A 26,075-nucleotide genomic window follows, 5' to 3' on the forward strand; every position below is an offset into this window, starting at 1 on the left:
TTTCAATGAAACAACTTTTCAGACGTTCGACCCCGGGTGGACAGGTGGGACTCCTGCTGGCCGGCGATCGGATCATGCTGGCTTCGCTCGGCAACCCACCCATCTTCGCCACCCGCGCCATCAACGGCCCGCAAGAGTGGTCCCAGGCCATGGGCGAGCTGTTCAGCCGCAACGGCCTCGCCAAGTCTAAGGTGCGAGTCGCCCTCGCGGCCAGCCTTTATCAACAGGTCCAGATCGACAAGCCGGCGGTGCCCGATGCCGAAATGGCCGGCGCCCTGCCCTGGGCGGTCAAGGATTACGTCAACGAGCCCGTGCTGCAGCTCGCCATGGATTATGTGGACCTGCCCACCCCGCCGGCCGGCCGGCCGCGCATCAACGTGATCTGCGTGCCCAAAGCCCGGGTGCAGCAGCTGGCGGATGCGGTCAATCAGGTGGCTACCCTGGAGGCCATCGTCAGCGACGAGCTGGCGATGACCGCCCTCTACGAGCCGGATCAGACGGTGCGCATGCTGCTGTGGCAGCCGAAGGGGCAGGATCTGCAGTTGTTGGTGTTCCATCAGGGGGGGCTCTGCTTCTCCCGTCAGTTGCGTGGTTTCACGGCCCTCGCCGGCGAGCACGAACCGGACGCCATGCTGCTCGACTCGCTGGCGCTGGAGATCCAGCGCTCCCTCGATTACCTGGCGGGCCAGCTCAAATTGCCGGAACTCGGCCAGATGCAGCTCGCCATCGCCTCGCCCTTCATCGGCACCCTGGTGCGCCACATGGAGCAGACCTTCGGCTTTGCCGTCTCCGCCATGGCCAACAAGGCGATCCTGTCTGGAGTCGAATATCTCTCGGCCTATGCAGCTGCTCTGGGGGAGGATGCCTGATGAAACGCCAGATCAACCTCTACGGCGCCGAGTTTCGGCCCAGACGGCAGTGGGCCAGCCTCAACCAGATGGCGCTGGTGTGGGGCGCTTGCGTGCTGGTGCTGCTGTGCGCCGCCGCCGTCATCGGCTGGCAGCAGCACGGGGTCGCGCGCGAGCTGGCCCAGCTGCGGGCTGAACTGGAGGTCAAACGCGGCGAGGCGCAGCGGCTGGATGCCGAGCTGGCCCGTCACCAGGCCGATGGCCTGCTGCAGCAACAGCTTGTCACCAAGCAGGAGGAGCTGACCGCCAAGCAGGGCCTGATCAGGCAGCTGGGCAGCCTGGCGCTGCAAAAATCCAGGGGCTATGCCGGGCTGATGGCCGATCTCTCCCGCATCCGGGATCCGCAGCTCTCCTTGCAGCGGATCGAGATCGCCGACGGGCGTGTCAACCTGTCCGGTTTCGCCGGCCGCAGCCAGGACGTGCCGGCCTGGGTCAACCGTTTCAAGCAGACCCCCAGTCTGGCGGGCAAGCAGTTTGGTGAATTGACCTTGAGCCGCGACAAGGAGGGCCGGCTGGCCTTCCAGCTCAGCGGCATCGAACGGGAGAAGCCCTGATGAGCCTGAAAGCGCAGTGGCAGGCTTGGGCAGACAAGCTGGCCGCCCTCAGCCAGCGTGAGCGGGTGCTGATCATGCTGACCGGCGTGGTGCTGGTCGGCTCTATCGCCACCTATGGCTGGCTGGATGCCGCCGTCGTGCGGCTGGAGCAGGATCGGCTGGCGCTGAGCTCTGCCCAGCGGGATCTGGAGATCATGGATCTCGAGAACCAGGGCAAGCAGGCCAGGCTGGCGCGGGATCCGGATCAAAACGTGCGCACCCAGCTGGCTGGCGTGGATGAGGAGATCGGCAAGCTGGATGCGGCGCTCAAGGCCCAGACGGTGGATCTGATCCAGGCCCACGAGATGCCGGAGGTGCTGGAGGCGCTGCTGTCGCGCTCCGCCAATCTGCACATGGTGGCGCTCACTTCGCTGGCGCCCGAGCCGCTGATGGCGGGCGAGCAGCGCATCAACCTGTTCAAGCACGGCATCCGCCTCAAGCTGGAGGGTGGCTATTTCGACGTCTACCAGTACCTCAAGGCGCTGGAGGCGCTGCCGCGCCACTTCTACTGGAAGCAGTTTGACTATCAGGTGCAGGAGCACCCCAGGGCCGTGGTGGAGATGGAGATCTACACCCTCAGCACCAGCAAGGAGTTCATTCGTGGCTAGATGGTTTCCCCTGTGGGCGTGTCTGTTCACCCTGCTGGCCCAGGCACAGACCGAGGTGTTGCAGGATCCCACCGCTCCCTTGAGCGGCGTCACCAGTGGCGCCAGTGCGACCGGTTCCCGCGAGGCCGGTCTACCCAGGCTGCAGAGCATCATGCTGGGCAACGGCCCGGCGCTGGCGGTGCTCAACGGCAGCAGCTATCGAGTCGGCCAGCAGGTCGAGGGCTATCGCGTGGTGGCCATCAGTGCAGATGCCGTGGTGCTGGAGAAGGGGGGCAAGCGCCAGTCGCTGACCCTGTTTGCCAGCAAGATCCGCATCTGAACACGCTCCGTCCGGGATGGGCGGGGCCAGGTTTGTCGAGTTTAATTGCAAGTCAGGGCGCACTAATTACATGAAAAAACATCATCTCTGCCTGATTTCCGTGGCCGTGCTGACGGCAGGCTGTACCAGCTACCGCCACCCAGAACCCGTGCAGGCCAAGGACGCGCTTCGGCATGCCATGACCGAGCAGAGCAAGGCTGGCGCATTGACCAGCGTACCCAAGTCGGTACAGAGCGAACTGCTGCAACTGAACCGCCCGCCCCAGGCCATCAGCATGCCGGAGCCCAGGCTGCGCATCGCCGCGCACGATGTGGATGCGGTGGAATTTTTCGGCTCTCTGTTCAAGGGCTCCCGCTACAGCGTGGCGGTGCATCCCGGGGTGGCCGGCCAGATCTCGGTCGAGCTCAAGGACGTGACCCTGACCGAAGTGCTGGCGGTGGTGGGGGACATGTACGGCTTCGACGTGCAGCGCAAGGGCAACGTGTTTCACGTCTACCCGGCCGGGCTGCGTACCGAGACCATTCCGGTCAACTACCTGATGATGTCCCGACGCGGCCTCTCCCGCACCTCGGTCAGCACCGGTGGGGTGGCCTCTAACGACAGCAACAGTAGTAATAACAACAACTTCGATAACGCCAACGGCAGTACCAACAACAACACCAGCAATCGCTCCTCCAATGGCGGCTCGGGCAGTGACGGCAACGGCACCCGCATCGAGACCGACACCAACAGCGACTACTGGACCGATCTGCGCGATACCCTGCAGACCCTGGTCGGCAGCGGTGACGGTCGCGCCGTCATCACCAGCCCGCAGGCGGGTCTGGTCACCGTCCGGGCCTATCCGAAGGAGCTCAAGGCGGTACGCGAGTTCCTCAGCCAGTCCGAGAGCCACCTCAAGCGCCAGGTGGTGCTGGAGGCGCGGATCCTGGAGGTGGCCCTCAGCGAAGGCTACGAGCAGGGGGTGGACTGGAGCGGATTGACGGCCAGCTGGGATGGCAACAAGGGTATTCCGACGGTGGCTCAGCCCATCCTGACTGCTCCGGGCAGCGACCCTGCGTACAAGCTGTTGAACGGTGCCGGTTCGCTGGGAACCAGCCTGGTGGGCGCAACAAACCCGATTTTCAAGGCAATTGGTGGCGGTGCCGGTTTTACCATCACGGATGGCAACTTCAACGTGGCGGTCAACCTGCTCAAGACCCAGGGGGACGTGAATACCCTCTCCAGCCCGCGGGTGACGGCGACCAACAACCAGAAGGCGGTGATCAAGGTGGGGACTGACGAGTACTACGTCACCAACGCCTCCACCACTATCACTACGACCCCCACGGGCACAGACAAGACCCCCAACGTGGAGCTGACTCCCTTCTTCTCCGGCATCGCGCTGGATGTGACGCCGCAGATCGACGAAGAGGGCAAGGTGCTGCTGCATATTCACCCCTCCGTCATCGACACCGAGGAGCAGAACAAGGTGATCGACATGGGGACCACAGGTGGCAAGCTGCAACTGCCGCTGGCCAAGAGCTCGATCCGCGAGTCCGATACCGTGGTGCAGGCCAACAACGGCGACATCATCGTCATCGGTGGCCTGATGAAGACCGACAAGCAGGAGATCGTCAGCAAGGTGCCGCTGCTGGGGGACATTCCCTGGGTCGGCGAGGCCTTCACCAACCGACGCGAAAGCACCAAGAAGGTGGAGCTGGTGATCCTGCTCAAACCGACCGTGGTGGAGAAAGACACCTGGCAGAACGAACTGCAGCGATCCTCCGAACTGCTCGACAAATGGTATCCCCCCAAGGGGTGATGGCATGAACGCGTATCAGGCTCTGTCCCCTGGTCTGGTGCTGGCGGGTGGTTTGTTGCAGACCGCCCGGCATTGGCATGGGAGCTGACGACATGTACCTGAACCACTTCGGGTTGCAGGAGGCTCCCTTTGGCCTCACCCCCAACACCGGTTTCTATTACGGGCTGCCTCCGCATGAGGAGGCGCTGCAGGTGCTCAACTGGGCGCTGGCACAGGGGGAGGGTTTCATCAAGGTGACCGGCGAAGTCGGCACCGGCAAGACCCTGCTCTGTCGCAAGCTGCTGAGCGAACTGGGCTCCGAGGAGCGGCCGGTGCGTCTGGCCTGGCTGCCCAATCCCCATCTCACGCCGGCCGAGCTGCGCATCGCCCTGGCGCTGGAGCTGGGGTTGCCGGTGCGAGATCAGAGCGAGCTGGATTTGACCGACCGCATCCATCGCCACCTCATCAGCCTGCATCGGCAGGGGAGCCGGGTGGTGGTGCTGATCGACGAGGCGCAGGCGCTGCCGGACGAGACGCTGGAGGCGATCCGGCTGTTCGGCAACCTGGAGACCGAGTCGAGCAAGCTGCTGCAGATAGTGCTGTTTGGCCAGCCCGAGCTGGATAGCCGGCTGGCCAAGCCCCATCTGCGCCAGCTGCGCCAGCGGATCGGCTTCTCCTATTGCCTGCGGCCGCTGCGGTTCGACGAAACCCGGGCCTATCTGGAGCACAGATTGCACATCTCCGGTTATCGCGGGGCCCCGCTGTTTGGTGGGTCGGCCCTGCGCCAGCTATGGCGCGCCTCGCGCGGCATCCCGCGGCTCATCAATATCCTGGCGCAGAAATGCCTGATGCTGGCCTATGGTCAGGGGGCGCGCCAGATCGACGGCCGGCTGGTGCGACTGGCCGTGCGCGACACCGATGACGCTCGCCGCTTCGTGTCGCGGTGCTGGTGGCCACTGCTGTTGCTGCTGGGCTGCGCCCTCGCCTATGGAGTCTGGCAATGAGCGTGATCAATCAGATGCTCAAGGATCTGGAACAGCGCCAGCAGGGGGGCGAGGGGGCCGTCTATGTGCCGCCCGTCCGCCAGCAGGGCTGGTGGATGTTGCTGCTGACCCTGATCTGCGGGCTGGCCCTCGGCATTCTGGGCTGGCGTACCTGGATCTACTGGCAGCAGAGCCAGCGGGTCGCCGAAACCCACCAGTTGCAGACGACCGGCGAGCCCAAACCGGACGCCGTTGCCCGCGCCGTTCTCGCACCTGTGCCGGCCAGTGCAGAACAGGAGCCGGTGGATCAGGTGGTGACGCTGCCGACCCCGCGCCAGCTTGCCCCATCGCCGGCCGCCGAGCCGCAACAGGCGCCGGCTGCGCAGGAAGAAGCTGTCGCCGACGAGGCAGACGCAGCGGCCATCGACGAGGAGGGGCCAAGCGATGAGGAGCTGCAACCCGACCTTTATGCCGAACTGGCGGCGGAGCAAGAGGCCCCCGCGGCCGCGCCGCGCAAGCCCGGCGTGCTCAAGATAGAGACGGTCAACCTCTCCGAGGCCGAACTGGCCACCCTGGCCGAGCGCAAGGCCACCACCGCCATGGCCAAGGGCCAGCTGCGCGATGCCCAGGACAACTACTATCAGGTGCTGGCCCACGACCCGCACAATCAGGGGGCGCGCGAACAGCTGGCGGGTCTGCTCTACGGCGAGGGGCGGCTGAGCGAGGCGAGCCAGCTGCTGGAGGAGGGGCTCAGGCTCGATCCGGGGCAGGCGGATTTTCGGCTGTTGCTGGCGCGGCTCGCCATCAGTGGCGGTGATCAGCGCAAGGCGCTGGATTGGCTGACCGGCTACCGACCGGATCTCGCCAGCAATCTGGACTATTACGCCACCTGGGCCGGGCTCAGCCAGGAGCTGGGCCAGCACACCGAGGCGGCGGATCTCTATGTGAAATTGTTGCGCCAGCAGCCGGATCAAGGCCGCTGGTGGCTCGGGCTCGGCGTGGCCGAGGATGGGCAGGGCCACAGCCAGCGGGCGCTGGACGCTTATCGCAATGCCCAGTTGCACGGCAACCTGGGCGAGGCCTCGACCAGCTGGCTTGAACAGCGTATTGCCCAGCTCGCCCCCTGACGGGCGGCCGGGATCACTTTTTTGGAGTTTGCATGGCACAACCCAGACTGAAAATGCGCCTCGGCGACCTGCTGGTACAAGAGCAGATCATCTCGGATGATCAGCTGCAGCTCGCCCTGCAGCAGCAGCGTCAGACCGGCCGCAAGCTGGGCACCACCCTGATCGATCTCGGCTTCATCAGCGAGGTGCAGCTGCTGCAGTTCCTCGCCCGCCAGCTGGACGTGCCCTTCTTCGATCTCAACAACCTCACCATAGATGCGTCGGCGGTGCCGCTGCTGCCGGAAGTGCAGGCGCGCCGCTACCGGGCGCTGGCGGTCAACCTCACCGACAACAGGGTGACGGTGGCCATGTCGGATCCGGCGGACCTGAGCGCCCTCGACGCCATCGCCGCCCTGCTCAGTCCCCGCGAGATGGTGCTGGCGGTGGCCCGGGAAGGGCAGCTGCTGGAGTATTTCGACCGCCTCTATCGCCGCACCCGCGAAATAGAGAGCTTCGCCGAGCAGCTGCACGAGGAGTATCAGGACGCCGGCTTCGAGCTCGGCTCCAGCAACCTGGGGGCCGGTGACGAGGGGGAGGCGACGGTGGCCAAGCTGCTGCGCTCCCTGTTCGAGGATGCGGTGCAGGTGGGGGCCTCCGACATTCACATCGAGCCGGACGAGAAGGTGCTGCGCATTCGCCAGCGTATCGACGGCATCCTGCACGAGAACATATTGAGCGAGGTGCGCATCGCCCAGGCGCTGGTGCTGCGGCTCAAGCTGGTGGCCGGCCTCGACATCTCCGAGAAGCGGTTGCCGCAGGATGGCCGCTTCAACATGAAGGTGCGCGGTCGCGACGTGGATGTGCGGATGTCGACCATGCCGGTGCAGTACGGCGAATCCGTGGTGATGCGGCTGCTGGATCAATCCTCCGGCATCCTGTCGTTGACCGAGACCGGTATGCCGCCGGAGATCCTGACCCGCTTCAGGCGCCAGCTCAAGCGACCCCACGGCATGATCCTGGTGACGGGCCCCACCGGCAGTGGCAAGACTACCACCCTCTATGGCGCCCTCTCCGAGCTCAACCAGGCCAGCCAGAAGATCATCACGGTGGAAGATCCGGTGGAATACCGGCTGCCCAGGGTCAATCAGGTGCAGGTCAATCCCAAGATCGGACTTACCTTCTCCCACGTGCTGCGCTCCACTTTGCGTCAGGACCCCGACATCCTGCTGGTGGGCGAGATGCGGGACAACGAGACGGTGGAGATCGGCCTGCGCGGCGCCATCACCGGCCACCTGGTGCTGACCACGCTGCACACCAACGACGCAGTTACCAGCGCCCTGCGCCTCATCGACATGGGGGCCCCCGGCTATCTGGTGGCGAGCGCGCTGCGGGCCGTGGTGGCCCAGCGACTGGTGCGGCGGGTGTGCGAGCACTGCGTCGAGGAGAAGGCGCCGGACGAGGGCCAGGCCACCTGGCTGACCGTGCTCTCCGGCGAAGCGCCGGGCCAGCACGTCTACCACAAGGGACGCGGCTGCCAGAGCTGCAACTTCACCGGCTACGCCGGCCGGATCGGGGTGTACGAGCTGCTGGAGCTGGATCAGCCCATGATGGATGCCCTGCGCCGCAACGACGCCGAGGGCTTCGCCAGGGCGGCGCGGGAGCACGAGCACTACCGCCCCCTGGCCCTGACGGCGCTCGATTATGCCCGCCAGGGGATCACCTCGGTGGACGAGGTGCTGAGACTGGCCGAGGATCTGGGGTAAGTGATGACCAACTTCATCGGCAGTGAACGGGGCCGGCTGGCGCGAGGCACACCATGAGCAGCTTTGCCTACAAGGGGCGCGACAGCCAGGGCAATGCCGTCAGCGGCGTGGTGGACGCGGCCAACGAGATGGCCGCGGCCGAGCAGCTGATGCGTCGCGGCGTGATGCCGACCGAGTTGAAACCCGGCAAGGCGAAGGCGGCCGCCCTCGACTGGTCCCTGTTGCTGGAGCGGGGCGTGCGGCTGGACGAGCTGGTGGTGTTCAGCCGCCAGATGTATGCCCTGACCCGGGCCGGCATCCCCATCCTGCGCGCCATCGCCGGGCTGGAGGAGAGCGCCCACAGCAAGCCGCTCAAGCGGGCGCTGCACGCGCTGGGGGAGGATCTGGGCAACGGCCGGCCGCTGTCGAGTTCGATGCAGGCTCACCCCAGGGTGTTCAGCAGCCTGTTCGTGGCCATCATCCACGTGGGGGAGAACACGGGTCAGCTGGAAGAGGCGTTCTTGCAGCTTGCCAACTATTTCGAGCTGGAGCTGGAAACCCGCAAGCGGATCAAGACCGCCATGCGCTACCCCAGCTTCGTGCTGATTGCCATCGGCATCGCCATGGTGATCCTCAACATCATGGTGATCCCGGTCTTCGCCGGCATGTTCGCCAAATTTGGCGTCGAGCTGCCGCTGGCGACCCGGATCCTGCTCGCCACCTCCCACTTCTTCGTGCACTACTGGTGGGTGATGCTCGGCGTACTGCTGGCCATGGTGTTTGGCTGGCGGCACTGGGTCAGCACGGTCAAGGGCAAGCTGACCTGGCACAGATGGCAGCTCAAGTTGCCGATCGTCGGCACCATCATAGAGCGCTCCCTGCTGGCCCGCTTCGCCCGCAGCTTCTCCATGATGCTCAAGGCCGGGGTGCCGCTCAACACGGCACTGAGCCTGGTGGCCGACGCGGTGGACAACGCGCACATGGCGGGGCGGATCCGCGACATGCGGGCCGGCATCGAGCGGGGCGAGAGCCTGCTGCGCACCGCCGGGGCCAGCGGCCTGTTCACCCCGCTGGTGATGCAGATGATCGCGGTGGGGGAAGAGACCGGTCAGGTCGATGATCTGCTGCACGAGGCGGCCGAGTATTACGAACGGGAGGTGGATTATGACCTCAAGAGCCTCACCGCCCGGATCGAGCCGATCCTGATCGGGATCGTGGCGGTCATGGTGTTGATCCTGGCGCTGGGTATCTTTACGCCCATGTGGGACATGATGCGGGCCGTACGCGGCAAGTAACCGGTATCTCTACGGTCAATGGGGCATGCCGTGCGTGGCAGGTAAGCCGGTATCTTTACCGTCACTGAGGCGGGGCATGATGCAGGCGGTGCGTGGCAAATAACCGGTCAACGAGGCGGGATATGATGCGGGCGGTGTGGATAAGCGGCAGAGCGTGGAGCGAGACGGGTGAGTCGACAGTCACAACAGGATGAGCACTGGCTGGGAGGCTATCGGCGACTGGCCGCGGTGATCCTGTTGCTGATCATAGTGGCGACCCTGGCCCGGAGCTATCTTGTCCATCGGGAGGAGGCGCTGGCAGTCAGCCTGACCCTGCTGGGGGAGCAATTTGCCGAGCGAGCCCAGCGCCTGCACGGACTCTGGCTCGAGCAGCGACGACCGGCCCTGTTGCACGTCGACGGGGTGGCCTGGCAGTTTGATGCGCGGGGCTGGCCGCTGGGTAGCGGTGACCCGCTGACTCCCTCCGAGCATTGCCGCTGGCTGTGGGATCGGCTCATCGGCGCAACGGCCTCGACCCAGCCGCCGGTGCAGGCCCTGGCGAGCCTGGATGGCACCGGATGTGAGTTCGGCTTGGAACCTAATTGGCTGATTTATCACTTTTCTGACGGCAGAGTGCTGGAAAAGCCCTGAATGAGGCTTTTTTTGCGAGCCAGCTAAATGATTTTTTTGTATCTACATGAAATAATGTGGGTTATTACGGAGGGTTCATGACAACAACGCGACTGGTTCCAAAATATGCCGGTGTGGCGAGCCCCCATCGGGCAGCGGGTTTCTCGTTGATCGAACTGGTGATCGTCATCGTCATCCTGGGGATCCTGGCGGTGACGGCCTTGCCCCGTTTTCTCGATGTGACCGACGAGGCCAAGAAGGCCAGCGTGGAGGGGGTCTCCGGCGGGTTTGCTACTGGCGTATCGCTGGTGCGGGCCCAGTGGGAGGCCGAAGGGCGTGCCAAGCAGGACAGCCTCAATACCGTGCTCTATGACGGCTCCCGCTTCTACCTGACCACGCCGACCGATACCCAGGTCAGCAATGGCGAGCTGTCGCCCGGCTATCCCATGGATACTTCGGCGGGCGGTGGCATCGACGTGGATCCGGCCAACCTGACGGCCCCGCGCTGTCTCAAGATTTGGGAGGGTCTGCTGCAGAACCCGCCCAAGGCTACCACCAGCTTCAGCGAGGTGCGTGGTAGTGGCAATGACCTGAAATACTATGTCAGTGTGACCAATAACGGCCTGGACTCGGTCTGCCGCTACTATCTGGTCAATAGTTTGAGTAAGGGTAGTGATGGCAAGTATCAGGATCCGCAAGGCAGTACTGATGCATTCATGAGTTTCAGTTACCGTCCGGCTTCCGGTCAGGTGACCACCAACATTAATTGACAGAGGAAAACAAGATGAAAAAACAGGCGGGTTTTACCCTGATCGAACTGGTCATCGTGATCATCATTCTGGGTATCCTGGCAGTGACCGCAGCACCCAAGTTCCTGAATCTGCAGGATGATGCCAAGAAGTCCGCCGCTCAGGGCGTGCAGGCCGCTGTCAGCAGCGCTGCCCAGCTGGTCTACAGCAAAGCGGCCCTGGTAGGTGTTGAGCGTGATGTCAGCGGCGCTGTAAGCAGCAGCGACGGTACCAGCATTGATGTGGTTTATGGTTATCCGGCTGCGACTACCAATGGCATCCAGCGTGCCGTCACCATCGACGGTTCCTGGGCTGGTGCTGCGTCTGGTGCAAACTTCGTATTTGCTACCAGCGGTTCCAAATGCACAGTGACCTATGCTCCTGCAAGCAGCACTGCTGGTGCTACCACTACTCTGGGTGGATGCTGATTCAGCATTAGTGTCAAGGAGGCGAGGCTTATGCCTCGCCTCCTTGTTTATGAACAGGGAGTGAGAATGCAACGAGGCTTTACCCTGATTGAACTGGTTATCGTGATCCTGTTGCTCGGGATTCTGGCCGCCTTTGCCGTGCCCAAATGGCTGGGCAAAGGCGGCGTTGAAACCCAAACCCTGCGTGATGAGCTGCTGACCCGGCTGCGGTTGGTGCAGACCATCAACATGCATGAACCCGCCGACCGCTGTACCCAGCTGGTGGTGGAGGCTTCCCGTTTTGCCCATATCACGCTGGCGGCGACCGGGGCTGGCTGTCCGGCCCCCGGCCTCATGGCCGGCTGGAGCGACAATCAACGCACCCGTGGCCGTCTTGTCACTCCTTCCGCCGGTATGGCGGTCTCCCTCAATAACGCCAGCAGTTTCGTGCTGCGCTTCGATCAGATGGGCAGGCCGCTCGGGGGTTGTGCCACGGGCTGCACCCTGCGGGTCAGCGATGGCCAGGAGACGGGCGGCATCAAGATAGAGTCGGAGGGCTTCATTCATGAGAGCCCCTGATCGCGGTTTTACCCTGATTGAGCTCATCGTCGGCATAGTGCTGCTGGCGGTGGCCTTGACCGGCATCCTGGGTCTGCTCGTCAACCAGGCCCCCAGCGCGGTGGATCCGGTGCAGCAGGTGCGGGCGGCTCAGCTGGCCCAGCGGCTGGCCGGCGAGATTCAGCAAAAGTCGTTCGACGAGCAGTCGGATCACAATGGCGGTCGTTATCGCTGTGGTGAAGTGGTGGCCGGTATCACCATTGCGGCCTGCTCGACCCGCTACGGTCCGGACGGTGAACCCACCCCCTATGCGTTCAACGACGTGGACGATTTCGATACCGCCGGCAGCTGGCAGGATGCCAGCTTCTACACCCAGAGCGGCGGCATCATCGCCAGCGACGAGTATCGCAACTATCAGGTCAGGATTGCGGTGAGCCCGGTCGACTCCAGCGATGGCACCTTCAAGAGTTGTGCGTCCCCCTGTTCGGTGGGCAAGCGCATCGATCTGCAGATCAAACTGCCGGATGAGAGCGTGCTCGACTTCTCTTTCTATCGGGGCAACTACTGATGCGGACGGCGGGCGGTTTTACCCTGATCGAGCTGGTGATGGTGATCCTGCTGCTGGGGATCATGGCCACCTTCGCCAGCCAGTTCATCGGCATCGGCAGCCAGATCTACGGGGATGCCAGCAGCCGCGAGCAGCTGATGAGTGATGCCCGCTTCGCCATGGAGCGGCTCAACCGCGAAGTACGCAATGCGCTGCCGGGTTCCGAGCGCATCGAGACCCTGGACGGCAGCTGGAGCGACAGCGGTCCCTGCCTGCGCTTCTGGCCCATCAGCACCTCCAGCCGTTACATCGCCCTCAACCGGAGTGTGTCCGGCAGCACAACCACCCTTGAATTGGTGATGGCCACCCCCGCCTCGGCCGTCGATCCCTTAAGCCCGGATGCCAGTGCAGTCGCGGTGGGGGATCTGCTGGCCGTCTTCCCGCTGCCCGATGCCAACCAGCCTTCGCTCAGCAATGGTTGCGAGTACGGGCGCTGCGTCGCCAGGGTCACCGAAGTGCTGGCGCCGGTCTCGGGGGCACAGACCCTGCGCTACGCCGCGGCCGAGAGTCTGGCCGGCCTCTCCCCTGGTAGCCGGGTCTACTTTGCCCGCGAACAGGTACGCTATTGTGTGCAGGCGGGGTCCATGTACCGTGCCAGCATGGCGCTGAATGGTACAAGCGCGGCCATGCCGCTGGGGATCCTGATGGCCGACTCCCTGCGGGCCGGCTCTTTCTATCGGGAGGCCACGGCCTTCAACAGCGAAGGGGAGTTCGGCGTGCGGCTGGTGTTCGAGCGCAAGGGGGAAGCGGTCACCTTCAACCACAAGCTGGGGGTGTTCAATGTTCCCTGAGCGGCGCCAGAGCAAGAAGATGGGGGGCAGTGCCCTGCTGATCGCCCTGTTCGTGATCGTGGTGATGGCCATGCTGGCGGCGGTCATGGGGCGTTTTCTGCTCGACAGCAGCGAGAAGAACACGGTGGAGGTGCGCAGCGTGCGCGCCCTGCTGGCGGCCCAGAGCGGGCTGGAGCTGGCGCTCTATCGACTGTTCCCCAACCGGACGGCGGCCCAGCCCCAGCCACCGGCACAGTGCGAGCCCAGCAGGACGATCAGTTTCGCCGGCAACCCCGGGCTGGTCGACTGTCAGGCGGTGGTGCAGTGCCGCACCCTGGCGACCAGCTACAACAACGTGACGAGCACCGGCTATCGGCTCGAGAGTGTCGGCACCTGCGGTTTGCGCAATGACCTGACCAGTGCCAGTCCAGACTTCAGGGTGAGCCGCACCCTGATGGTCGAAGCGTATGACGGAGGCTGATGATGAAATGGTTGTGGGCGCTGGCCCTCTTCACTAGCCAGGTCTGGGCCTTCGATCCCATCGATACCGGCACCTTCTTTCCGGCCGTGGTGCAGGGTCATCATGATGACAACAACGATGTTTGCCACCAGATCAGCGGCTATCAGCTGAGCCAGCTCAACAACGCCAAGATCAACGGTACCGGCGGGTTGCCGCTCAACTTCTGCTCCATCCAGCCGGATCAGAACAATACTCCCCGTTGCGATAACGGAGCGGGTGGCTACAAGGTCTGCACCGTCACCGGCAGCGATATCCGCGGCCTTGCGCTGACAGGCAACAACAAGTTCCCGACCATAGCTGCCAGCAATGACCTGACTTGCTCATCAGGCGCTCAAACTGCCTCCAACGCTGTCTATCGCACCATGAAAGTGGACGGCTGCACCATGACCTTCCCCAGTCGCAGCTCGTATCAGATCAAGACCCTGACTCTGCTTAACAAGGCGACTCTGATACTGGGGGATGGTGACTATTTCATCGACAAGTTGAATATCGACAACGTGACCATTCGCCTCTCCGGTAGCGGCACAACCCGGATCTTTGTCAATCAGGACGTCACTCTGCTCAATACGGTCAGCGTCAACAGCAATGGTCAGGGGAGCCTTGTCTGGGTCAATTACGGCAACATGGTGCTCGATAACGCCACCACATTTTATGGCTATCTCTACACCGACGGCCGCTTGACCATGAACAACAATGCCACCGTCTATGGCAGGGTGACGGCCGGTTACCTGAGCATGGACGCCCAGTCCAGCATCAACGACTACTCGGTACCGCCGCCGTTGACCTGCTTTACCGACGGTTTCGACAGCGGCCAGATAAACCCGGACAGCTGGGTGGTGGCCCAGCGCAACAACAGTACCCTGCCATCGGTACAGAATGGCCGTCTGCGGCTCACCCAGAACGTCACCGATCAGGCCACCTCGGCGACCTTCCAGCGCCTCTTTCCGGGGGCCGGCAACCTGGTGACGATCGAATTCGATCAATACGCCTACAAGACCTTCGGCACGAGCGGGGCCGACGGCATGGCGGTGGTGCTCTCCGATTCGACCCTGACGCCGCAGCCGGGGGCCTTCGGCGGCCCGCTGGGCTATGGCTACAAGACCGGGATCAGCGGCTTTGCCGGCGGCTGGCTCGGGGTCGGGCTCGATGAATACGGCAACTATGCCAACGAGGGGGGAAGTGCCAACCTAGGGTCGCGGCCGCAGGCGGTCTCCATCCGCGGCTCTGGGTCGGGCACCTCAGGCTACAACTATCTCGCCGGTACCGGCAGCTACCTGAGCCCGACCGTTGACAGCGGCACCAACGGCAACCGGCCCCACCGCTATCGCATCACGGTCGACTCCCGGGTGGCTGGCAGCTCGCTGGCCACGGTGGAGCGGGATACCGGGGCTGGCTACAGCTCCCTGATCGGCCCCCTCAACATGGCGAGCCAGGCCGGTCAGGCGGCGGTGCCGGCCAATTTCCTGCTGTCGCTGACCGGCTCAACCGGCTCGGTCACCAACTACCACGAGATAGACAACGTGCGGATCTGCGCCCTGCGATCCAGCCCGGTGGGCACCCAGATCGATCACTTCGAGTTCGATCACAGCGGCAATGCGCTGACCTGCAACCCGGAGACCCTCACCATCCGGGCCTGTGCCAACCCGGATTGCAGCGTGCTGATCACCGATCCGGTCAGCGCGACCCTGCTCCCCACCACGACGACCAGCGGCGGCTGGGTCGGGGGCAACGTAGTCAACTTCAGCGGCGGCAGCACAACATTGCAGCTCAGAAACACGACGGCAGGCGCGGTCACCGTGGGGGTCAGCGGTTCGACGCCCTCGACCAAGCCGCTCAGCACCACCCTCTGCCGCTCGGGTGGCGGGGCGCTGAGCAGCGCCGCCTGCACCCTCACCTTTGCCGACAGCGGCTTCATCTTCGATGTGCCCGACACCTACTCGAACCAGCCGCAGACGGTGGCCATCAAGGCGGTCAAGAAGAGCGACGTGACCAAGCAGTGTGTGCCGGGGTTTGCCAACCAGAGCAAGAGCATCAAGTTCTGGAGCAGCTATGTCTCGCCCGCCAGCAACATCTACAACAGCAGAATGAGCGTCAACAACAGCGTGATCGGCACCAGCCAGGGCAATGCCACTGCGCTCTCCCTCAGCTTCGATGCCCAGGGGCAGTCGAGCATGACGGTCACCTATCCGGATGCCGGCAAGGTTCAGCTGGATGCTCGCTACGACGGCACCGGCAGTGAAGCTGGCCTGGTGATGCTGGGCTCGGATGCGTTTGTGGCGCGGCCGGTGGGGCTCTGCATCACGACCGCAGCGGCAGCATGTACGGGCAACTATGCCAGCTGTCCGATCTTCAAGAAGGCGGGGGAATCATTTCAGGTCGACATCAAGGCGGTGGCCTGGGAGTCAGCCAACGACGGCGACATCTGCACCGGCAATCTCGCGACTCCCAATTTCTCGCTCAGCGGCATCGCCCTGAGCAATACCCTGGTGGCGCCGACGCCGGGCAGTACCGCCAGTCTGGGTAAAACCAGTTATGACCATGGCGCCGCGGCCAACGGGACGACCAGCATGGAACAGAGCGTCAGCGAGGTGGGGGTGTTCAGGCTGACGGCGACCCCACCGACCAATGGCTACTTCAATACCACAGTCCCGCCGAGCCAGAGCCAGCCGGTGGGCCGCTTCATCCCGGCCGACTTCGAGCTGGTGAGCGGCGACATAGTACCAGCCTGCGATCCCTTCACATATATGGGGCAGCCCTTCGGGGTTGCGCTGGATGTGCGCGCCCGCAACCTGGCCGGTGCCCAGACGGCAAATTACACGGGGGATTTCGCCAAGGGCAGTGCGTTTATCACCGTGGCCAACGACAAGGATGGCAAGACCCTGTCGAGCCGCCTGCGCAGCCTGCAGCCGCTGCCATGGCTCGATGGACGAGCCACCTTTACCGGCAGCAGCGAGTTTGTTCGCGTGTCTGACGTCCAGCCGGATGGCCCCTACAAGTCGTTGCTGTTTGGCCTCTACATGCGAGATAACGATGGCGACAGAAGCCTGATCGCCATGCCCAATTTCAACGATGGGGTGGTGGGTGACTGCAGTGGTGGCAGTTGCAACGCCCGCCTGATCGACATAGTGCCGATGCAGGTCTATTTCGGCCGGCTGCTGGCGAAGACCGAGACCGGGGTGGCATCGGCCGCCTTGGCCGTGGCGCAGCAGATGCAGTATTACGAGGCCGGTGGCTGGCAGCAAAACAGGCTGGATCAATGCACCTTGCTGTCGCTTGCCAATCAGGGCTTCAGTTTCTCGGGCGCAGGCCAGAGCCTCGATACTGCCAGCAGCGAGCTCAACATAGGGGGCAATCGCAAGATAAAGCTGGGGCTGGGCAGCTCGCCACCGGGCGGCATGGCGGCGGTGGCCAAAGATGGCGAAATCCTGCTGCAGTTTGGCAAACCCGAGATAGCGGTGCGCATTCCCTACCGGGTGGAGCTAGCGAAACAGCCGACACAACCACTCTGGCTGTCGGATCCCCAGACCCTGCAGGGAGAGGCCATTTTCGGCTCAAGTCGCGGTAATGACAGAATTATTTATCGGCGCGAAGTGATGCATTGAGCGGGGCTGCGGGGGCGCTGGCTGGCCGCCGACCCCCTATCCCCTTGTTTATTAGCGTTTGCCAGCTTGTGCGGGTGAGTGATGACTCGCATTTTTGTCGCGCCCGATGGGCTGGCGACAGTTTGAGCGCTTGCCGATTGGGGTGGGCATTGGTAAAGTTAGCCGGTTTTCTGCACCTCCAAATTCTTAGGATTTCCCGTAGCCATGTTCAAAAAGCTCAGAGGCGTCTTTTCCAACGATCTGTCGATCGACTTGGGAACTGCCAACACCCTGATCTATGTAAAAGATCAAGGGATCGTCCTTAACGAACCCTCAGTTGTCGCCATTCGCCAAGAGCGCGGGAACGCCAAATCGGTCGCTGCTGTCGGTCATGCCGCCAAGCAGATGCTGGGTCGTACCCCGGGTAACATCTCCGCCATTCGCCCGATGAAAGACGGCGTGATCGCCGACTTCTACGTGACCGAGAAGATGCTGCAGCACTTCATCAAGCAGGTTCACGACAATAACTATTTCCGCCCCAGCCCGCGTGTGCTGGTGTGCGTACCGTGCGGCTCCACCCAGGTGGAACGTCGCGCCATCAAGGAATCCGCTCTGGGCGCCGGCGCCCGCGAGGTTTACCTGATCGATGAACCCATGGCTGCCGCCATCGGTGCCGGCCTGCCGGTCTCCGAAGCGACCGGCTCCATGGTGGTGGACATCGGTGGTGGTACCACCGAAGTGGCCATCATCTCCCTGAACGGTGTGGTTTACTCCCAGTCCGTCCGCATCGGCGGCGACAAGTTCGACGAAGCCATCATCAGCTACGTGCGCCGCAACTACGGTAGCCTGATCGGGGAAGCCACCGCCGAGCGCATCAAGCACGAGATCGGCTCCGCCTATCCTGGCGAAGAGGTGCGCGAGATCGAAGTGCGTGGTCGCAACCTGGCCGAAGGTGTGCCGCGCAGCTTCACCCTGAATTCCAACGAGATCCTGGAAGCGCTGCAAGAGCCGTTGTCCGGCATCGTCTCCGCCGTGATGGTGGCGCTGGAGCAGTCTCCGCCCGAGCTGGCCTCCGACATCTCCGAGCGCGGCATGGTGCTGACCGGTGGTGGTGCCCTGCTCAAAGATATCGACCGTCTGCTGATGGAAGAGACCGGCATCCCTGTGGTGGTGGCCGAAGATCCGCTGACTTGCGTGGCCCGTGGCGGCGGCAAGGCGTTGGAGCTGATCGATATGCACGGTGGCGATCTGTTCCACTACGAATAAGACCCAAAGCCGGCCAGCGTGCCGGCTCTTTTTTGACGACCCATGAAACCCATTTTTGGTAGAGGCCCTTCGCTTCAGTTACGGTTGTTTCTCGCCGTCATCATCTCTATTGCTGCCATCGTAGCGGACTCTCGCTTCGGTGTGTTCAGCCACGTCCGCGTCTACCTCAGCTCACTCGTCAGCCCGCTGCAATACATGGCCAATGCGCCAGGCACCCTGCTTGACACCATGTCGACCCAGGTGCAGACCCGGGCCGGCCTCATCGAGCAGACCAAGCAGCAGGAACAACAGCTGTTCACCCTGCGCTCGCGCCTGCTCAAGATGGATCATCTGGAGCACGAGAACCAGCGCCTGCGCGAGCTGCTCGGTTCGCCGGTGCACAAGGAGTCCCGCAAGATGGTGGCCGAGCTGCTGTCGGTGGATTCCGACCCCTTCAGCCATCAGGTGCTGATCAACAAGGGGGCGCTGGACGGTGTCTACAACGGCCAGCCGGTGATCAACGATCAGGGGGTGATCGGTCAGGTGCTGCACGTGGGCTCCACCACCAGCCGCGTCCTGCTCATCACCGACTCCAGCCACGGCATCCCGGTGCGGGTGCTGCGCAACGACTTGCGTGCCATTGCCTCCGGCAGCGGCGAGCTCGACAAGCTGGAGCTGCGCAACCTGCCGCGCAACACCGACGTGCAAGTCGGCGATCTGCTGGTCACCTCGGGCCTCGGCGGCCGCTTTCCGGAGGGGTATCCGGTGGCGACCGTGACCCGCTCCGACTACGTGGAGGGCAAGCCCTTCGCCCAGGTCGAGGCCAAACCGCTGGTGGCGCTGGACCGCCTGCGCTATCTGCTGCTGCTGTGGACCGACAAGAAACCGGAAGTGCATGACGATGAAGAGGCCCCGGCTACCGCGCCGGCGCCTTCTGCTGCGGGAGCGACGCGCTGATGTTACAACCCGCCAGCGGCAGGATCTGGATCTGGATCTCGATCCTGCTGGCCTTGAGCCTGTCGATCCTGCCGCTTCCTTTCCAACTCGAACCCTTCCGGCCTGACTGGCTCGCCATGGTGCTCATCTACTGGGCACTGGCGTTGCCGCACCGGACCAACGTCGGTACCGCCTGGGTGGCGGGCCTGCTGTTGGACGTGCTGCTTGGCAGTACCCTCGGCGTGCGGGCCATGGCGATGGCCATCACCACCTACCTGGCGGCGTTCCAGTTCCAGAAGATCCGCAACTTCTCCCTCTGGCAACAGGCGCTGATCATCGGCTGCCTCTCGCTGGTGGGCAAGGTGACCATCTTCTGGGCCGAGCACCTGTTCAGCCGGGCCAGCCTCAATTTCGCCTACTTCTGGTCGACCCTGAGCACCATGCTAATATGGCCCTGGGTCTTCCTGGTCTTGCGCAAGGTGCGCCGGCGCTTCAATATCAAGTGAATGTGAGTAAAAACAACTAATTGTAACCGTACCTCATCTCATCAAGCGATTATGAACAAGCACAACGAACTGCAACTCTATCTCGCCTCGGGCTCACCCCGCCGCCACGAACTGCTGACCCAGCTGGGTTACCGTTTCGAAGTCCTCAAGCTGGATGTGCCGGAACAGCGGGAAGAGGGTGAAAAGCCCCAGGATTACGTGTGCCGGCTGGCCCGCGACAAGGCGATGGCCGGCGTGGCCGCCGCGCCCACGGCGCTGCCGGTACTGGGGGCCGACACCATAGTGGTGCTGGGTGACCGGGTGCTGGAGAAGCCCTCCGATCTGCTCGATGCCAAGGACATGCTGGAGGCGCTCTCCGGCAAGGTGCATCAGGTGATGACGGCGGTGGCGTTGGCCACTCCGGAGCGCTGCGATGTGCGGCTGGTCACCACCAACGTGGCCTTTCGCAAGCTGGACGAGGCCGAGATCGAGGCTTACTGGCGTACCGGCGAGCCGTGCGACAAGGCCGGCGCCTATGCGATCCAGGGCATCGCCGGCAAGTTCGTCAGCCGCATCGAGGGGAGCTACAGCGCCGTGGTCGGCCTGCCCCTGCTGGAAACGGATCTGCTGATCAAGCATCATCTGGAACAGGTTCGCTAATCCCGTCGCCGCCGTGGTCAGCGCCGCCCGCCTCGCTGGCCGGCATGGCATTCGAACAGGGCGGCCAGAATTTGAAGCCATCACAGGCAAGGCATAGGTCGGTGACAACCGCCGGCTGTTTCTTACTGCGTTACTCACCGGTTGCGCGCCGGTTTGGCTGCCAGAATTTAAAACTAGAAAGGCAAGGTAACTTATGTCGGTAGAACTGCTGGTAAACGTCACCCCCTCCGAAACCCGGGTCGCCCTGGTCGAGAACGGTCTGCTGCAGGAAGTGCACGTGGAGCGTCAGGCCAAGCGTGGCATCGTGGGCAACATCTACAAGGGCAAGATCAGCCGGGTGTTGCCCGGCATGCAGGCGGCCTTCGTTGACATCGGCATGGACAAGGCCGCCTTCCTGCACGCCTCCGACATCGTCCCTCACACCGAGTGCGTGGCGGTGAAGGAGAAGGAGCAGTTCCAGGCCGGCAACATCGCCGAGCTGGTGCGCCAGGGGCAGGACATCATGGTGCAGGTGGTGAAAGATCCGCTAGGCACCAAGGGGGCCCGCCTCACCACCGACATCACCTTGCCGTCCCGCTATCTGGTGTTCATGCCGGGCAGCGCCCACGTCGGCGTTTCCCAGCGCATCGAATCCGAGGCGGAGCGCGAGCGCCTCAAGCGCACCGTGGCCGGCTATGTGGACGAGCTGGGTGGCTACATCATCCGCACCGCCGCCGAAGGGGTGGGCGAGCAGGAGCTGGAGCAGGATGCCGCCTTCCTCAAACGCCTGTGGCGCAAGATCCTGGAGCGCAAGCAGAAGTACCCCCCCTGCAAGATCCTCTACGAGGATCCCAGCCTGGCCTTTCGGGTGGTGCGCGACTTCGTCGGTGCCGAGCTCGACAAGATCCGGGTGGACTCGCGCCAGAGCTTCGATCAGCTCAAGCGCTTCACCGAGGAGTACGTGCCTGAGCTGGCCGGCAAGCTGGAGTACTACTCCGGCGAATCCCCCATCTTCGATCTCTACGACGTGGAGAACGAGATCCAGCGCGCACTGGAGCGCAAGGTGGAGCTCAAATCCGGCGGCTACCTCATCATCGACCAGACCGAGGCCATGACCACGGTGGACATCAACACCGGGGCCTTCGTCGGCCATCGCAATCTGGAAGAGACCATCTTCAACACCAACGTCGAGGCGACGGCGGCCATCGCCCGCCACCTGCGCCTGCGCAACCTCGGCGGCATCATCATCATCGACTTCATCGACATGCAGTCCGAGGATCATCGCCGCCGGGTGCTGCACAGCCTGGAGCAGGCGCTGTCGAAGGACAGAGCCAAGACCAACGTCAACGGCTTCTCCCAGCTCGGCCTGGTGGAGATGACCCGCAAGCGCACCCGCGAGAGCCTGGAGCACGTGCTCTGCTCCGAGTGTCCCGAATGCAAGGGGCGCGGTCGGGTCAAGACGGTGGAGTCGGTCTGCTTCGAGATCCTGCGGGAGATCATCCGGGTCAACCGGGCCTACGACGCGGATCAGTTCACCGTCTATGCTGCCCCGGCGGTGGCCGACTATCTGCGGGGCGAGGAGTCTCACAGCCTGGCGGAGCTGGAAGTGTTCATCGGCAAGCAGGTCAGGGTGGTGAGCGAGCCCCTCTGCGGGCAGGAGCAGTTCGACGTGGTGATGATGTAATTGGTCTATCGCTGGCTGAGTCGGGGCTGGTTGGCCCTCGGGGTCTTCTTCGTGCTGCTGGCCATCCTGGTCAGTCTGGTGCGCGTTGGTGGCCCCCTGCTCAATCAGCACAGGCAGGCGCTGCTCGATACCCTGCTGGCCGACAGCAAGCTGGAGGCCAGCGTCGATCGCATCGGGCTGGACTGGACCCAGCGCGGCCCGGCCCTCGAGCTGCAGCAGTTGGTGATCGCGCCGAACTCGGGTCGCTTCGCCCTGCGCCTTGGCAAGGTGTGGGCCCACCTAGACTTCTGGCGCTCCCTCAACGAACTCAAGCCGGTATTCGGCCAGCTGATCCTGAGCGATGGCGACATAGCGCTGGATTTGAGTCAGCCTGCGGAGCCGGAAACCGGCGACGGCAGCGACCAGCAGCAGGCCCTGCTGCGCTTTCTGCTGACCCAGCTCTCCACCTTCGATATTCACGACACCCGCCTCAGCCTCACCACGGCGCTGGGGGAGGTGCGGGCCCTCGACATCGCCCAGCTGCGCTGGCAGAACCGCGGCAAGCGCCACCAGGGGGTCGGCAAGGCCTACCTCATCAACGGGGTGGGCGAGAGTACCCTCGACCTCATCGTCGACGTGGATGCCCCCCAGGTGCGGCTCGACCAGCTCAAGGGCCAGCTCTATCTGGGGGCCCGTCAGCTCGACATCAGCCCCATGCTGGCGCGCACCCATGCCGGGGAGCCCAAGGTGAGCGGCCAGCTCGACTTCCAGCTCTGGAGCGAGTTCAAGGCCGGTCAGCTGGGGGATTCGCTGCTGGCGTTTGGCGACAACTACCTGATCTGGCAGGATGAAAAAAAACAGGGTGACCTGCACCGGCTCGGGCTGCAGGGGGGCAAGATCCAGCTGCGCCGGGACGGCAAGGAGTGGCAGTTTGCCAGCCACGACGTCACCTTCAAGCTCGACGGCAAGCCCTGGCTGCACAGCCGGCTGCAGCTCGAGCGAGTCGGCGATCGCATCCAGGGCTATGTGCCGGCCATCGATCTGGACCAGATCGCCAACCTGAGTCAGCTGGTGTCGGGGATCTATCCCGAACTGACCGAGACCCTCAAACGCACCCGTCCGACCGGCAAGATAGAGGATCTGATCCTGCAGGCGGATGCCGGCTGGCAGGGGCTCTCCGTCAGCGGCCAGCTCTCCCACATCCGGGTCAACGCCTGGCGCGACGTGCCCGGCGTGCGCGATCTCAACGGCGAGTTCTGGCTCACTCCGACCGGCGGCAGCGCCAGGCTGCAACTGGCAAACGATGCCATAGACCCGGCCCGCCACTTCAAGGAGCCGATCCCCGTCGATCGCTTCTCGGCGCGGCTCGACTGGTGGCAGGTGCCGCAGGGCTGGGTGCTCTATGGCCAGGATCTGGTGCTGGACAACCCGGACTTGAGCCTCGCCAGCCGCTTTCGGCTCGAGCTGTTCGAGCACCCCTTCCTCGCCCTGACCGGCCGCATCGACGTCAAGAATGCGGCCAACGCCGACCGTTACTATCCGCTGCAGGTGATGGACAAGAGCCTGGTGGACTACCTGAGCGGGGCCATCAAGGGGGGCAAGGCCAAGGGGGCTGACCTGCTCTTGTATGGCGAGTTCCGCGACTTCCCCTACAGCAAGGGCGAGGGCATCTTCCAGGTGGCGGTGCCGCTCAAGCAGGCCTCCTACGAATTCTTCCCCGGTTGGCAACCGCTCACCGACCTGCAGATCGATCTGCTGTTCCAGAACGCCAGCCTCGACATGAACAGCCGCGCTACCCGGCTCGGCAAGGCCAGCTCCGACTCGGTGCACGCCTGGATCCCGGAGCTCTACCCGGGGGCCCACCTCTACGTGGATGCCAAGGTTGAGGGCGAGGGCAAGGCCATCAGCGACTATCTGCAGGACTCGCCGCTCGGCGGCTCGGTCGGTCAGGCGCTGCGGGAAGTGGAGATCCGCGGCCCCATGAAGGGCTCGGTCAAGCTGGATATTCCGCTGGATGGCGAGAGCGAGGTCAAGGCCAGCGGCGACGCCCTGTTCAGCAACAACAAGGTGCGGATCACCAGCCTGGATCTGCCGCTGGAGCAGGTGCAGGGGCGGCTCGAGTATGACAACGAGCAGACCCGCTTCAGCAACCTCAAGGCGAGCCTGTGGAACCAGCCGCTCACCCTCGACTACCAGGGCCGCCAGCAGCCCAATCGCTATCAGGTCGATCTCAAGTTCAAGGGGCAGTGGGACAGCCGTCGCCAGCGCCAGGACATCCCGGCGCTGGCCATCCTCAAGGGGCGCAGCAACTGGGCCGGCAGCCTGGGGCTGACCCTGCCAAACGATCAGCCGTTCAGCTTCCAGCTGGCGCTCGACTCCAACCTGCAGGGAATGGGGCTGGATCTGCCTGCACCGCTCGCCAAGGCGGCCGACAGCCGGCTGCCGCTCAAGGTGACCGCCCGCGGCCGCGACGGCAGTGCCGACATCCGCGCCGTGCTGGGAGCCGACGTCGACATGCAGAGCCGGCTGGTGTACGGCGACGGCGTGCCCTACCTCAGCCGGGTGCGGGTGGACGTGGGGCAGCCCGGCGCCCGGGTGCTGCGCGACCGACCCATGCTGCTTGCCATCAACCAGCAGCAGGCCGACGTGGCCGGCTGGCTGGCCCGTCTCAAGCAGTGGCTGCCGGCCAGTACGGCACCGAGTGGCAATGCGGTGGTAGGGCCCGCCTTCCTGCCGCAGGAGTGGTGGGTGGACGGCCAGCTGGCCCGTGCCGACATCGGCAGCGCCAACCTCAAGGCGGTGCACTTCACCGTGGGGCCGGTCAATCAGGCCACCGAGGTGATGATCGACAGCCCGGACGTGATGGGGGTGGTGCGCCTGCCGGTGTCCGAGCGTCAGCCCATCGATGCCAAGTTCGCCCGTATCTACTGGTCCGGCAAGAGTTCGGATCTGAGCCCGGATCCCGATGCGAGACAGGACAAGGCCATCATGGATGCCATCCCCTGGCTCACCTTCAGCTGTGTGGATTGCCGCTTCGGTGAATTGCCGCTGGGGGAGGTGAAAGGGGAGCTGATCCCGGGGGCCAACAAGCTGAGCCTCAAGGGGCTGGAGATGCGGCTGGCGGGCAGCCAGCTGAACGGCAGCGCCGAGTGGCTGGCCGGAGCGGACGGCATGCAGACCCGCGCCCGCGCCCACATCAGCAGCAACAACAGCGAGCTGCTGCTCAAGCGGCTCGGCTACACCTCGCCCATCGGCGATGCACCCGGCAAGATGGCGCTGGACTTGAGCTGGCGCGACGTGCCCTACCGGCCCAACGTGCCGACCCTAGCCGGCAAGGTCGACTACCAGCTGGAAGGGGGCACCCTGCGCGAGGTCAACGACAAGGGGGCACGACTGCTCTCCCTGCTCAGCCTCGACTCATTGTTGCGCAAGCTGCGCCTCGATTTTCGCGACGTGTTCGACAAGGGCTTCTACTTCGAGTCCATGTCGGCCTCCGCCAGGATCAAGCAGGGGGTGGTGGAGAACGACGACTTCTACATGAAGGGGGCGGCCGGCAACCTGCGCGGCGAGGGCATCGCCGATCTGGTTCGCTGGCGGCTCGACTACGAGCTGAGCTTCTCGCCCAACCTGGGCGGCACCCTGCCGGTGGTGGCGGCCTTCTCGCTGACCCCCATCACCGGGCTCTACGTGCTGGCCCTCTCCAAACTGCTGGAGCCGGTGGTGGACGTGGTCACCCGCATCGATTTTCGGGTCTCAGGCCCGCTCGACGATCCCAAACTGATCGAGGCGGGGCGCAACCGGGCCCGCATCAAGCTCAACCAGCAGCAGAAGGAGGCGGTCGACGCCGTGGCCCCCAACCTGCCAGCGCAGGAAGTAACCCCCTTCCTGCTCAGCCCCAAGCACGCCGGCCCCGCCCAGCGCTGAGCAGGCGGC

Annotated in this window: 23 protein-coding genes; all 23 read left to right on the forward strand. The window is 64.0% G+C overall.

Features of this window, described 5'->3' with window-relative positions; translation table 11 throughout:
* Positions 1–5 precede the first annotated feature (5 nt).
* The 23 genes from mshI (at position 6) to I6L33_RS06135 (ending at position 26,066) form a co-directional block, all read left to right on the forward strand.
* Positions 6–869 carry an MSHA fimbrial biogenesis protein MshI gene (gene mshI, locus I6L33_RS06025; RefSeq protein ID WP_216973703.1) on the forward strand — a complete coding sequence of 288 codons (864 nt, stop codon included), beginning with the start codon at positions 6–8 and terminating at the stop codon, positions 867–869.
* Positions 869–1,462, forward strand: coding sequence for a PilN domain-containing protein (locus I6L33_RS06030; protein ID WP_216973704.1), 594 nt, complete (start codon positions 869–871; stop codon positions 1,460–1,462). Before mshI ends, I6L33_RS06030 begins: the two co-directional genes overlap by 1 nt.
* Positions 1,462–2,109: an MSHA biogenesis protein MshJ gene (locus I6L33_RS06035; RefSeq protein ID WP_017778489.1), complete on the forward strand. Its 648-nt coding sequence runs from the start codon at positions 1,462–1,464 to the stop codon at positions 2,107–2,109. The genes I6L33_RS06030 and I6L33_RS06035 overlap by 1 nt, the downstream gene beginning before the upstream one ends.
* The gene (locus I6L33_RS06040) at positions 2,102–2,428 is read left to right on the forward strand and encodes an MSHA biogenesis protein MshK (protein ID WP_005308073.1); all 327 of its coding nucleotides are present in this window, start codon (positions 2,102–2,104) and stop codon (positions 2,426–2,428) included. Before I6L33_RS06035 ends, I6L33_RS06040 begins: the two co-directional genes overlap by 8 nt.
* Positions 2,429–2,498: 70 nt before the next feature.
* Positions 2,499–4,229 (forward strand): pilus (MSHA type) biogenesis protein MshL, encoded by a 1,731-nt coding sequence (gene mshL / locus I6L33_RS06045; protein ID WP_216973705.1) that lies wholly within the window; start codon positions 2,499–2,501, stop codon positions 4,227–4,229.
* 92 nt (positions 4,230–4,321) lie between these two features.
* Entirely contained in the window at positions 4,322–5,212 is an 891-nt protein-coding gene (gene mshM, locus I6L33_RS06050) for an MSHA fimbrial biogenesis protein MshM (RefSeq protein ID WP_216973706.1), read from the forward strand.
* Entirely contained in the window at positions 5,209–6,318 is a 1,110-nt protein-coding gene (locus I6L33_RS06055; protein WP_216973707.1) for a lipopolysaccharide assembly protein LapB, read from the forward strand. Before mshM ends, I6L33_RS06055 begins: the two co-directional genes overlap by 4 nt.
* Positions 6,319–6,350: 32 nt before the next feature.
* Positions 6,351–8,060: an MSHA fimbrial ATPase MshE gene (mshE, locus tag I6L33_RS06060; protein ID WP_017764683.1), complete on the forward strand. Its 1,710-nt coding sequence runs from the start codon at positions 6,351–6,353 to the stop codon at positions 8,058–8,060.
* A gap of 53 nt (positions 8,061–8,113) precedes the next feature.
* Positions 8,114–9,334 carry an MSHA fimbrial biogenesis protein MshG gene (gene mshG, locus I6L33_RS06065; protein WP_010635376.1) on the forward strand — a complete coding sequence of 407 codons (1,221 nt, stop codon included), beginning with the start codon at positions 8,114–8,116 and terminating at the stop codon, positions 9,332–9,334.
* A 168-nt stretch (positions 9,335–9,502) separates the two neighbouring features.
* Positions 9,503–9,964, forward strand: a complete 462-nt coding sequence (locus tag I6L33_RS06070; protein WP_017778495.1) for a hypothetical protein — start codon at positions 9,503–9,505, stop codon at positions 9,962–9,964.
* A 77-nt stretch (positions 9,965–10,041) separates the two neighbouring features.
* Positions 10,042–10,713 (forward strand): MSHA fimbrial major subunit MshB, encoded by a 672-nt coding sequence (gene mshB / locus I6L33_RS06075; protein ID WP_005308090.1) that lies wholly within the window; start codon positions 10,042–10,044, stop codon positions 10,711–10,713.
* A gap of 14 nt (positions 10,714–10,727) precedes the next feature.
* Positions 10,728–11,159: a prepilin-type N-terminal cleavage/methylation domain-containing protein gene (locus tag I6L33_RS06080; RefSeq protein WP_139398747.1), complete on the forward strand. Its 432-nt coding sequence runs from the start codon at positions 10,728–10,730 to the stop codon at positions 11,157–11,159.
* 66 nt (positions 11,160–11,225) lie between these two features.
* A complete protein-coding gene (locus I6L33_RS06085) occupies positions 11,226–11,717 on the forward strand; it encodes a type II secretion system protein (protein ID WP_216973708.1) in 492 nt (163 codons plus the stop codon).
* A complete protein-coding gene (locus tag I6L33_RS06090) occupies positions 11,704–12,264 on the forward strand; it encodes a prepilin-type N-terminal cleavage/methylation domain-containing protein (protein WP_216973709.1) in 561 nt (186 codons plus the stop codon). The genes I6L33_RS06085 and I6L33_RS06090 overlap by 14 nt, the downstream gene beginning before the upstream one ends.
* Positions 12,264–13,094, forward strand: coding sequence for a PilW family protein (locus I6L33_RS06095; protein ID WP_216973710.1), 831 nt, complete (start codon positions 12,264–12,266; stop codon positions 13,092–13,094). The genes I6L33_RS06090 and I6L33_RS06095 overlap by 1 nt, the downstream gene beginning before the upstream one ends.
* Complete coding sequence (locus I6L33_RS06100; protein ID WP_010635369.1) at positions 13,084–13,554, forward strand: hypothetical protein; 471 nt, start codon at positions 13,084–13,086, stop codon at positions 13,552–13,554. Before I6L33_RS06095 ends, I6L33_RS06100 begins: the two co-directional genes overlap by 11 nt.
* On the forward strand, positions 13,554–17,195 hold the full coding sequence (locus tag I6L33_RS06105; protein ID WP_302054593.1) for a DUF6701 domain-containing protein: 3,642 nt from the start codon (positions 13,554–13,556) through the stop codon (positions 17,193–17,195). Before I6L33_RS06100 ends, I6L33_RS06105 begins: the two co-directional genes overlap by 1 nt.
* A gap of 204 nt (positions 17,196–17,399) precedes the next feature.
* On the forward strand, positions 17,400–18,440 hold the full coding sequence (locus I6L33_RS06110; protein WP_005308111.1) for a rod shape-determining protein: 1,041 nt from the start codon (positions 17,400–17,402) through the stop codon (positions 18,438–18,440).
* A 42-nt stretch (positions 18,441–18,482) separates the two neighbouring features.
* Positions 18,483–19,376, forward strand: a complete 894-nt coding sequence (gene mreC, locus I6L33_RS06115; protein WP_005308113.1) for a rod shape-determining protein MreC — start codon at positions 18,483–18,485, stop codon at positions 19,374–19,376.
* Positions 19,376–19,861, forward strand: a complete 486-nt coding sequence (mreD, locus tag I6L33_RS06120; protein ID WP_005308115.1) for a rod shape-determining protein MreD — start codon at positions 19,376–19,378, stop codon at positions 19,859–19,861. The genes mreC and mreD overlap by 1 nt, the downstream gene beginning before the upstream one ends.
* Before the next feature lie 51 nt (positions 19,862–19,912).
* Positions 19,913–20,500, forward strand: a complete 588-nt coding sequence (locus I6L33_RS06125; protein ID WP_010635366.1) for a nucleoside triphosphate pyrophosphatase — start codon at positions 19,913–19,915, stop codon at positions 20,498–20,500.
* A gap of 193 nt (positions 20,501–20,693) precedes the next feature.
* Positions 20,694–22,163, forward strand: coding sequence for a ribonuclease G (gene rng, locus I6L33_RS06130; protein ID WP_005308119.1), 1,470 nt, complete (start codon positions 20,694–20,696; stop codon positions 22,161–22,163).
* Positions 22,164–26,066 (forward strand): YhdP family protein, encoded by a 3,903-nt coding sequence (locus I6L33_RS06135; RefSeq protein WP_216973711.1) that lies wholly within the window; start codon positions 22,164–22,166, stop codon positions 26,064–26,066. It begins immediately after the preceding gene.
* The last annotated feature ends 9 nt before the right edge of the window (positions 26,067–26,075 follow it).

Origin of the sequence: Aeromonas sp. FDAARGOS 1403 (assembly GCF_019047325.1) — a bacterium.
GTDB classification, from domain to species: domain Bacteria; phylum Pseudomonadota; class Gammaproteobacteria; order Enterobacterales; family Aeromonadaceae; genus Aeromonas; species Aeromonas dhakensis.